This is a genomic window from Streptomyces tricolor (genome assembly GCF_002155905.1).
Lineage (GTDB): Bacteria > Actinomycetota > Actinomycetes > Streptomycetales > Streptomycetaceae > Streptomyces > Streptomyces tricolor.
Map to the genome: position 1 here is coordinate 24,072 of NZ_MUMF01000375.1, position 9,117 is coordinate 33,188.

The window sequence follows — 9,117 nt, forward strand, 5'->3', positions numbered from 1 at the left end:
GCGCACCGTGTCCTGGGGAGGGACTTCGTGATCCGACCGGTTGCAGTCATCGGGGCCGGGCCGTTCGGCCTGTCCACCGCCGCCCATCTGCGGGCGCGCGGCATCCCCGTCCGCGTCTTCGGCGACCCCATGGTGAGCTGGCGTGAGCACATGCCCGAGGGCATGCTCCTGAAGTCGACGCCCGCCGCCTCGAACCTCGACTGCCCCCAGCCCGGCCACACCCTCGCCGACTACTGCGACGCGGCCGGGACCCGCCGCCTGGTGACCGACGAGGACATCATCCCGGTGGAGACCTTCATCGCCTACGGGGAGTGGTTCCAGCGCGAGCTGGTCCCCGATCTGGAGCGGGTGCGGGTCGTCTCCGTCGACCGCGGCACCCGCGACGGGTTCGACCTCAAACTGGACTCCGGGGAGCTGTGCACCGCGCGCGCGGTCGTCGTGGCCACCGGCCTGTCCGGGCTCGCCCACCTGCCGGCCGGGCTGGCCGCGGCGGCGGCCGACGGGCCCGCCCCGACCGGCCCGGTCTCGCACAGCGCCCAGCACCACGACCTCGGCCGGTTCGCCGGCAAGGAGCTGATCGTCGTCGGCGCCGGCCAGTCCGCGCTGGAGACGGCGGCGCTCGCGGCGGAGGCGGGCGCACACGTGCGCGTGGTCGCGCGCGGACACGGCCGAGTCGCCTTCGGCGCCCCGCCCTGGAAGCAGCCGAGGTTCCGTCCCGCGTCCCCGTTCGGCCGCGCCTGGTCGCTGTGGGCGCTCAGCCGTCACCCGCAGCCGTACCGGTTCCTGCCCGAGGCCGTCCGCCACCACCTGGTCCGCCGGGTCCTCGGCCCGCTCGGCGCCTGGTGGCTGCGCGAGCGCTTCGAGAGCGCGGTGCGGGTGCGGGAGGTGGCGCGGGTGATGGGCGCCGAGGCGCGGGACGGCAGCCCGGTGCTCACCGTCCGCACCCACGACGGCGGTATCGAGCACCTCACCGCCGACCACGTCATCGCCGCCACCGGCTACCGGGTGGACATCGCGGCGATGGACTTCCTCGGCCACGAGCTGCGCACCCGGCTCGCGGTGAGCCGCGGCGCCCCCAGGCTCGGCCCCGGCTACGTCTCCTCCGTGCCCGGCCTGTACTTCACCGGCCTGCCGGCAGCGGCGTCGTACGGCCCCGTGATGCGCTTCGTCTGCGGTACGGAGTTCGCCTCCCCGCGCCTGGCGAAACACCTTGCCGCAGACCACGGTTGAGGCTGGTCTCCGGATTGCTACGGCCATCTGGGCGACACATGGCGGGACTTGAGGCCAGGCCGTGCGCAAATGCCGGGAACGGCAGGTGAGTCGGCGGGGCGCGGGGTCCGTATTCTCTGATCATGGCACCCACCCCGGCATATGCACTCATCGCCACTGACCTGGACGGAACGCTGCTGCGCGGCGACGACACCGTCTCCGACCGGTCGCTCGCCGCGCTCGCGCGGGTGGCGCGGGCCGGCGCCCGGCACCTGGTGGTGACGGGCCGCCCGGCCCCGCGGGTACGGCCGTTGCTGGCGGACCTCGGCTGCACGGGGCTCGCGGTGTGCGGGCAGGGAGCGCAGGTCTACGACGCCGGGACCGGCCGTCTGCTGTGGTCGGTCCGGCTGGACCGGGAGCTGGCCGAGACCGCGCTCGGCAAGATCGAGGCGGAGGTGGGGCAGGTCTATGCGGCGGTCGACCAGGACGGCGTGGACGGGCTCACCCTCATCGAGCCCGGCTACCGGATGCCCCACCCGACACTGCCCGCGGTGCGCGTCGACCGGCGGGACGACCTGTGGGGCGCGCCCCTCAGCAAGGTGCTGCTGCGGCACGCCACCCTGTCCGACGACGAGTTGGCGGCCGTGGCCCGCTCGGTGGTGGGCTCGCTGGCGACGGTCACCATGTCGGGGCCGGGCACCGTGGAACTGCAACCGAGCGGGGTGACGAAGGCGACCGGGCTGGCGCTGGCCGCCGAGCGGCTGGGGATCGGTGCCGACCGGGCCCTCGCCTTCGGCGACATGCCCAACGACGTCCCGATGTTCGCCTGGGCCGGGCGTGGTGTCGCCATGGCCGACGCGCACCCCGAACTGAAGGCCGTGGCCGACGAGATCACCTTGTCGAACGAGGACGACGGCGTCGCCGTCGTCCTCGAAAGACTGTTTCCGACCGACTGACCGGCATGTCAGTCGGCACGTCAGCCGGCCGGTCGGCCGGGCAGTCGCTCAGTACGCGCCGAACACGTTGTCGATCGACCCGTAGCGCGCGGCGGCGTAGTTGCAGGCGGCGGTGATGTTCGCGACCGGGTCGTAGATGTCGAACGACGTTCCGGGCACGTGGTACGCGTTGAACGTCGGGTCGATGACCTGGAGCAGCCCCTTGGACGGGATGCCCTTGGCGGCGTTGGAGTCCCAGAGGTTGATGGCCATCGGGTTGCCCGAGGACTCCCGCATGATGTTGCGGTGGATGCCGTTGTAGGTGCCCGGGATGCCCTTCTCGGCCATGATCGCGAGCGACTCGCGGATCCAGCCGTCCAGGTTGTTCGGGTATCCGGCGGTGGTGGTGGCGGCCGTCGTGGTGGTCCCGGTGGCCGCGGAGGCGCCGGTCGCGCCGATGAGCGGCAGGGCGAGCACGGCGGCGCCGGTGCCGACGGCGGCGAGGGCGCGGACGAGGCGGTTCTTCCGGGTGCGGCGGTACGAGGCGGCAGCAGGCATGGGGACGTTCCTCTCCGACGCCTGCGAGGTGAGCTGTCGGGTTCGGGCGGGGAGGTGCCCGGCCGTGCCCCGAGGAGGCACGGCTTCACCCCTAGCCGTCCCGGTGCGGCGTGTGCCGTCCGGACCGGCGGCTTACCTGGGTCCCCCGCTCCTGCCGTACGAATGAGTTCGTCGATGGGTTATGCGGGCGGCGGCAGGATTCGGCGTCCGCCCGACGGCCCGGAACGTATGCGAGAGCACATGTCGGGAACAAGTACCGGATTCATACAACGTGCGATTTGACCTTGATCGACGTCGTATGAGGTGCTTGATCCTTTGCGGATGCCAATCCTCAACTCGCCGACGTGGCAAGGGGCCGCAGGCGTTCCGGGGGGTGCGGTGGGTATGCGGGGTGCGTGACCCAATTCACGAAATAGCAAAACACTTCAAATCGGGCATGAGGGATGAGAGGGATTCCCGCCTAAGGTGGCGGAGAAGAGGGAGTGGAGAGGTTGCGACACGGTGTCTGTATTGCTGTTAAGTCAATAAATGTCCGTTCTTACTGTGTGATCAAAACCATGCCGGGCATGGTCCGATACCGCCCGGGCTGGACCGGTGGGCGCTATCGGTGATCGAAAGCGGACCGGATACGCTGACTTGAGTGATGGCAGCGACCTATCGACAAACCGTGTAATCGCCAGCAGACACCAGCAGACAGGAGACCCCTCGTGACCGTCGTCGGGCCGTTCGGGCTGAGCGTGCGGGACCAGGCTCTGGAAGCCGATGTCCAGGCCGGATTGACGGCTGTCGAGGAAGGCTTGCTCGAAGCCACCAAGAGCGAGGTGCCGTTCATCACGGAGGCCGCGCAGCACCTCGTGCGGGCCGGCGGGAAGCGTTTCCGGCCACTCCTCGTGATGCTCGCCGCCCAGTTCGGCGACCCCTACGCGCCGGGCGTCGTGCCTTCGGCCGTGGTCGTGGAGCTGACCCACCTGGCCACGCTGTACCACGACGACGTCATGGACGAGGCGGCCGTGCGGCGCGGCGTCGACAGCGCCAACGCCCGCTGGGGCAACTCCGTCGCGGTCCTCACCGGCGACTTCCTCTTCGCCCGCGCCTCCCAGATCCTCGCCGACCTCGGCCCCGAGGCGGTCCGGGTGCAGGCCCTGGCGTTCGAACGGCTGGTCACCGGTCAGATCCTGGAGACCGCGGGCCCCACGGACGGGCGTGACCCGGTCGAGCACTACCTGGACGTGCTCGCGGGCAAGACGGGCTCCCTGGTGGCGGTGTCGTGCCGGTTCGGCGCGATGATGTCCGGCGCCGACGAGCGGGTCGTCGACGTGCTCACCCAGTACGGCGAGCGGCTCGGGGTCGCCTTCCAGCTCGCGGACGACGTCCTGGACATCGCCTCCGACTCCCACGAGTCCGGCAAGACCCCGGGCACCGACCTGCGCGAGGGCATCCCGACGCTGCCGGTGCTCCGGCTGCGCGAGCGCGCGGCCCGGCTGGGCCGGCCCGAGGACATCGCGCTGTGCGAGCTGCTCGACTCCGACCTCAGCGACGACGCCCGGCACGCCGAGGCGCTGGCCGGGCTGCGCGCGCACCCCGCGCTGGAGCAGGCCCGCCGGGACACCGTCCGGTACGCGGAGGAGGCGCGGGCCGCGCTGGCCCCGCTGCCCGAGTGCGACGCCAAGGCGGCCCTGATGGAGCTGTGCGACGCGGTCGTGCACCGCGCCGGCTGACCCGGCCGGCCACCCGCACGGGCGACCGCCGCCGGCGCGACCCCTACGGGTCGGGTGGAGAAACCGCCGCCGCGTGTCATACCGCAGGTGTACACGGAGTTGGCTCCGTGGTCTGACGCTTCCGCACGGCCGATTTGGTCAGATGGATACCACGGAAATCACCACTCCTCACCGATTCGGGTGAGAATGGCGGCTCAGGGTGGACCAGCGGACCAGCGTGAGGGCAGCCGCCGCCGACGACGGAGGTAAGGCACACATGGCACCGTACGAATCCGACGACGCAGTGGGCGCCGCGCGGGACGACAACCCGCGGTCCGGCCGGCGCAAGGCCGCCCGGTACGGCGTCCCGGTCGCCGTGGTGGGGGTGGCGGCGGCCACGATCGGCCTGGTCCCGGCGCTCGCCGACTCCGGTGACCCGGACCTGCCGAGGATCAGCGCAGAGCAGCTCATCGAGAAGATCGCCAAGTCGGACGTGCAGCAGCTGTCCGGCACCGTGAAGGTCAGCACCGACCTCGGCCTGCCCGACCTCGGCGGCCTGGAGGAGGGCCTGCTCTCCGGGGCGGGCGAGGACGGCTCCGGCGACGGCTCCTCCGCCGACCCCCAGGCCAAGCTCACCGAACTGGTCTCCGGCACGCACACCCTGCGCGTCGCCGCCGACGGCCCGGACCGGCAGAAGCTCTCCCTCTTGGAGCGCGGCGCCGAGTACAGCCTGATCCACGACGGCAAGGACGTCTGGGGCTACGACAGCAAGAGCAACGAGGTCTACCACTCCACCACGGCCGGCTCCGGCAAGGACCACCGGGCCGAGCCGCCGGCCACGCCCAAGGACTTCGCCGACGAGGCCCTGAAGGCGGTGGACGACACCACGTCCGTCACCGTCGACGGCACCGCGCAGGTCGCCGGGCGCGACGCCTACAAGCTGCTGATCCAGCCCAGGCAGTCCGGCACCACGGTCGGCGCGATCAGCATCGCCGTGGACGCGAAGACGGGCATGCCGCTGAAGTTCACGCTGACCCCGAAGAGCGGCGGCGCCGCCGTGCTCGACGCGGGCTTCACCCAGGTGTCCTTCGCCAAGCCGGCCGCCTCCACGTTCGACTTCACCCCGCCCAAGGGCGCGAAGGTCACCGAGGAGAAGGACGCGGCACCCCGGCACACCCCGAAGCACGGCGAGGACTTCGCCCAGGGCTTCGAGGGCAAGGACGGGCCGAAGGTCCTCGGCGAGGGCTGGACCTCCGTCGCCACCTTCGACACCGGCGCCGAGGGCGGCCTGCCGACCGGCTCCCAGGGCGGTGACCTCGGAGGCTTCCTCGGCTCGCTCGGCGAGCAGGTCGACGGGAAGTTCGGCAAGGGCACGGTCTTCTCCACCCGCCTGGTCAACGCCCTGATCACCGACGACGGCAAGGTGTACGCGGGCGCGGTGACCAAGGAGGCCCTGGTGAAGGCGGCCGAGGCGGGCAAGTGACCGCCCGGCCGGTCCGGGCACGACGCGACGGATGACACGAGGGGGGAGCCGATGGACGAGCCGTCCGCCACGCAGCCGGACCCGGGGGACGCGCCGGCGAGTGTGATCGCCACGCGCGGTCTCACCAAGCGCTACCGCGGCGGACAGCTCGCCGTGGACGGTCTCGACCTGACCGTCCCGGCGGGCAGCGTCTTCGGCTTCCTCGGCCCGAACGGCTCCGGCAAGACCACCACCATCCGCATGCTGATGGGTCTGATCGAGCCGACCGCGGGCACCGCCCGGGTGCTCGGCCACCCCATGCCCCGCTCGGCGCGCACGGTCCTCCCGCAGGTCGGCGCGCTCATCGAGGGCCCCGCGCTGTACGGCTTCCTCTCCGGCCGGGACAACCTGCTGCGCTACGACGCGGCCGACCCGACCGCCGACCCGCGCACCCGGAAGGCCCGCGTCGCCGCGGCACTGGACCGGGTCGGCCTCGCGGCTGCCGCGGGCAAGAAGGCGAAGGCGTACTCGCTGGGCATGAAGCAGCGCCTGGGGCTGGCCGCCGCGCTGCTCCAGCCGCGCAGACTGCTCGTGCTGGACGAACCCACCAACGGCCTCGACCCGCAGGGCATGCGCGAGATCCGCACCCTGGTCAGGGAGCTGGCCGCCGACGGTACGACCGTGTTCCTCTCCTCCCATCTCCTGGACGAGATCGAGCAGGTGTGCACCCACGCGGCGGTCATGGCGCAGGGCCGGCTCGTCACCCAGGGCGCGGTGGCCGACCTGGCGGCCGGAGCGCGCGGCCGGCTGGTGGTGACCACCCCGGACGGGGCGGAGGCGGCCCGCGTGCTGAAGGAACTGGGCGTCGGGGACGTGACCGCCGACGGCGAGCGGGTCACCGGCGAGCCGCCCGAGCGGGACCTCGCCGAGGTGACCGCGGCCCTGGTCGCCGCCGGTGTCCGGGTCCGGGGCCTGACGGTGGAACGCGCCTCGCTGGAGGACGCGTTCGTGGCGCTGACCGGGGAGGGCTTCGATGTCGCGGGCTGACGTGCGGGAGGCGGGCGCCGGGCGCCGGCCGAACCCGCTGTGGGCCCTCGGGCTGCTGCGCAGCGAGCTGGTCACCACCGTCCGCCGCTGGCGCACGCTCGCCCTGCTCGGGGTGCTGGCCGCGGTGCCGGTCCTGGTCGGGGTCGCGGTGCGGATCGAGACGCGGGGCGGTGGCTCGGTGGGCGGCGGGTCCGGCGAGGGCCCGGCCTTCATCACGCAGATCACCAACAACGGGCTGTTCCTGGTGTTCACCGCGCTGGCCGCGACCCTGCCGTTCTTCCTGCCGATGACGGTCGGCGTCGTCGCGGGCGACGCGATCGCCGGGGAGGCGGGCGGGGGCACCCTGCGCTATCTGCTGGTCGCCCCGGCCGGCCGCACCCGGCTGCTGCTCACCAAGTACGCGACCGTGCTGGCCTTCTGTCTGCTGGCCACCCTGGTCGTCGCCGTCTCGGCGCTGATCGTCGGCGCGCTGCTCTTCCCGCTGGGCGAGCTGACGACGATCTCCGGCACCCGGATCAGCTTCGCCGAGGGGCTCGGCCGGGCCCTGCTGATCGCCCTGGTCGTCGCCGCCTCACTGGTCGGAGTGGCGGCCCTCGGCCTGTTCGTGTCGACCCTCACCAACAGCGGCATCGCGGCCATGGCGACCACCGTCGGCCTGCTCATCACTGTGCAGATCGTCGACCAGATACCCCAGCTGCACGCGGTGCAGCCCTATCTGTTCTCCCACTACTGGCTGTCCTTCGCCGACCTGATGCGCGAGCCCGTCTACTGGGACGACCTGGTGAAGAACCTCGGCCTCCAGGGGCTGTACGCCGCCGTGTTCGGCTCGGCGGCCTGGGCGCGGTTCACGGCGAAGGACATCAGCGTGTAGGGCCGCCAGGCAGGCTCTAGGCCCGCTGGTGCGGGAAGCGGGCGAGCGGCGCCTCCTGGGCGAAGAAGGTCTTGGCGCGCGTCAGCGCGTCGGTGTCCTCGCGGACGTCGCCGGGCGCGCTGCCGCTGCCCAGCAGCACCCCGCCGAAGTGCATCCCCAGGTAGGCGGCCGAGTTGTTGAGCGTGCCGACGAGGGGGTCGGCGACCGACGGTTCCCGGTCCGCGAGCGCCGTGATGCCCCAGAGCGTGCGCCCGGCCATGGTCGCCTTGAAGTCGACGCCGGGGGTGCGCAGCCAGGCCGACCAGTAGTCCAGGTAGCGCTTGGTGTGGCCGGACACCGAGTACCAGTACAGCGGCGAGGCGATCACGATGTCGGTCGCCGCGAGGGTGGAGTCCAGCAGCAGACCGGCGGTGGTGTCCGCGGGCGGCCGTACGTGGTCGCTGTCGTGGCGCAGGTCCACGAAGTCGGGCAGCGGGTGCTCGGCGAGGCGGATCCACTGCTGCTCGACCTCCGCGGGCAGCTGTGCGGCGGCCTCGCGGGCCAGCAGCTCGGTGTTGCCGTCCGGGCGGGAGCTGCCCAGGACGAACAGGAAGCGGCGGTTCATGGATCCCCCAGATGCGTCACGTACCGGGAAGCCGGTACCGCGAAGAAAAGGCGTGTGCATTTTATGCACGCGCAAGCAATTTCCGCCAGGGTTTCCCCGAGTGCTCCCGGGCGCCCCCCGGTGCTCCCGGGCGCGGCTGGTGCGAGGCTGTGACGCCGTGGTGACGCGGAAGCCGGGCGGAGCCGACACACTGGTGGGCAGGACGCGTACGACCGGATCGCGACGCGGGGGAGTGAGGGACACCGATGGCTGGACTCAGCTTCGAGAAGAAGCGGGCGCAGCAGCCCGTGGCGCATCCGACGGCGGTGACTGTCCGGGTCTCCGGCACGGGGGTCGCGTCGGTGGGCGGGACGCCGGTCGTGGCGGCACCGGGCGAGGAGATCCAGCAGGCCGTCCTGAACCACCTCCAGCGCCTGGCCATCAGCCTCGGCGCCCCGGTCAGGGCCACGATCCACGACGACCGCGCGGGCTGCGTCGTCCCCCTGGAGGTCTCCGCGGACGGCTCCAGCCGGGTGACGGGGGAGCCGGTACGGGTGGACGCCGCGCCCGTCCCGCGGCCGGGCTCCGTGCCGCCGGGCACCGCACGGACACCGACCGGACAGTTCGGCCCGGCACCCGTCATGACCGAGCCCGGCACGGACACGCCGGCCCCGGTGACGTCCGGTTGGCCGGAGCCGGCGGCGCCCGCCACCGCGGTGCCGTCGGAGTCGGCGTCGTCCGTCACCACGGTGTCG

The 9,117-nt window shown here is 72.4% G+C and carries 8 protein-coding genes, 1 pseudogene and 1 riboswitch; of the genes and pseudogenes, 7 read left to right on the forward strand and 2 right to left on the reverse strand.

Annotation, left to right across the window (positions count from 1 at the left end; all coding sequences use genetic code 11):
* Nucleotides 1–27: 27 nt before the first annotated feature.
* Nucleotides 28–1,230, forward strand: a complete 1,203-nt coding sequence (locus CCN44_RS25705; protein ID WP_086699918.1) for an FAD-dependent oxidoreductase — start codon at nt 28–30, stop codon at nt 1,228–1,230.
* 122 nt (nt 1,231–1,352) lie between these two features.
* The gene (locus tag CCN44_RS25710; RefSeq protein ID WP_059251944.1) at nt 1,353–2,165 is read left to right on the forward strand and encodes an HAD family hydrolase; all 813 of its coding nucleotides are present in this window, start codon (nt 1,353–1,355) and stop codon (nt 2,163–2,165) included.
* Nucleotides 2,166–2,213: 48 nt separating this feature from the next.
* Here the strand turns inward: CCN44_RS25710 and CCN44_RS25715 are convergent, their stop codons facing one another.
* Nucleotides 2,214–2,702, reverse strand: coding sequence for a transglycosylase SLT domain-containing protein (locus CCN44_RS25715; RefSeq protein ID WP_059251946.1), 489 nt, complete (start codon nt 2,700–2,702; stop codon nt 2,214–2,216).
* Between the two features lie 3 nt (nt 2,703–2,705).
* Nucleotides 2,706–2,886, reverse strand: a riboswitch (cyclic di-AMP (ydaO/yuaA leader).
* A gap of 523 nt (nt 2,887–3,409) precedes the next feature.
* Here CCN44_RS25715 and CCN44_RS25720 point away from each other — a divergent pair.
* From CCN44_RS25720 to CCN44_RS25735, 4 genes are all read left to right on the forward strand, one after another.
* Nucleotides 3,410–4,420, forward strand: coding sequence for a polyprenyl synthetase family protein (locus tag CCN44_RS25720; protein WP_059251948.1), 1,011 nt, complete (start codon nt 3,410–3,412; stop codon nt 4,418–4,420).
* A gap of 256 nt (nt 4,421–4,676) precedes the next feature.
* Entirely contained in the window at nt 4,677–5,882 is a 1,206-nt protein-coding gene (locus tag CCN44_RS25725) for a LolA family protein (RefSeq protein ID WP_086699910.1), read from the forward strand.
* 51 nt (nt 5,883–5,933) lie between these two features.
* Entirely contained in the window at nt 5,934–6,908 is a 975-nt protein-coding gene (locus tag CCN44_RS25730) for an ABC transporter ATP-binding protein (RefSeq protein ID WP_086699912.1), read from the forward strand.
* A complete protein-coding gene (locus tag CCN44_RS25735; protein ID WP_086699915.1) occupies nt 6,895–7,779 on the forward strand; it encodes an ABC transporter permease in 885 nt (294 codons plus the stop codon). Before CCN44_RS25730 ends, CCN44_RS25735 begins: the two co-directional genes overlap by 14 nt.
* Before the next feature lie 16 nt (nt 7,780–7,795).
* Here the strand turns inward: CCN44_RS25735 and CCN44_RS25740 are convergent, their stop codons facing one another.
* A complete protein-coding gene (locus tag CCN44_RS25740; RefSeq protein ID WP_059251957.1) occupies nt 7,796–8,383 on the reverse strand; it encodes a flavodoxin family protein in 588 nt (195 codons plus the stop codon).
* A 245-nt stretch (nt 8,384–8,628) separates the two neighbouring features.
* On the opposite strand from CCN44_RS25740, the pseudogene CCN44_RS46500 reads away from it, so the two are divergent.
* A pseudogene (locus tag CCN44_RS46500) lies at nt 8,629–9,117 on the forward strand (tetratricopeptide repeat protein); the annotation flags it as partial.

Bases quoted from the DNA above. Each gene is read 5' to 3' on its own strand.
- CCN44_RS25725 (WP_086699910.1), top strand. From the start codon at position 4,677: ATGGCACCGTACGAATCCGACGACGCAGTGGGCGCCGCGCGGGACGAC.
- CCN44_RS25710 (WP_059251944.1), top strand. From the start codon at position 1,353: ATGGCACCCACCCCGGCATATGCACTCATCGCCACTGACCTGGACGGA.
- CCN44_RS25715 (WP_059251946.1), bottom strand. From the start codon at position 2,702: ATGCCTGCTGCCGCCTCGTACCGCCGCACCCGGAAGAACCGCCTCGTC.
- CCN44_RS25735 (WP_086699915.1), top strand. From the start codon at position 6,895: ATGTCGCGGGCTGACGTGCGGGAGGCGGGCGCCGGGCGCCGGCCGAAC.
- CCN44_RS25730 (WP_086699912.1), top strand. From the start codon at position 5,934: ATGGACGAGCCGTCCGCCACGCAGCCGGACCCGGGGGACGCGCCGGCG.
- CCN44_RS25740 (WP_059251957.1), bottom strand. From the start codon at position 8,383: ATGAACCGCCGCTTCCTGTTCGTCCTGGGCAGCTCCCGCCCGGACGGC.